Origin of the sequence: Rhizobium ecuadorense (assembly GCF_001187535.1) — a bacterium.
In the GTDB taxonomy this organism is placed as follows: Bacteria; Pseudomonadota; Alphaproteobacteria; order Rhizobiales; family Rhizobiaceae; genus Rhizobium; species Rhizobium ecuadorense.
The window spans coordinates 1-238 of record NZ_LFIO01001242.1; the positions used below are offsets into that span (position 1 = coordinate 1).

Annotated in this window: 1 protein-coding gene; it reads left to right on the forward strand. The window is 65.1% G+C overall.

All coding sequences use genetic code 11. The features are described from left to right. Positions 1-26 precede the first annotated feature (26 nt). Positions 27-238: hypothetical protein (locus AF337_RS25825; protein ID WP_152971193.1), on the forward strand; the 212-nt coding region annotated here is incomplete at its 3' end.

Genomic DNA, 238 nt, shown 5'->3' on the forward strand with positions numbered 1-238 from the left:
AGCTAATACGGCGCCCAACCCGAGGCATGGTTGGCAACGGACTGCGCGTCGCGACTGGTGCCGCATTCGCCTCGGGCGGCAAGATTATCGTCGAGAGCCGCAAGGTCCGCCAGGAACTCGACTTCGACCGCACCACCGGCGAGACCATCGTCACCGCAACGGACGACAGCGATATCGCCACCGGGACCAGGATCACGATCCGGTTCGGCGACGCACTGCCGATTGATCCGCAGGCGAC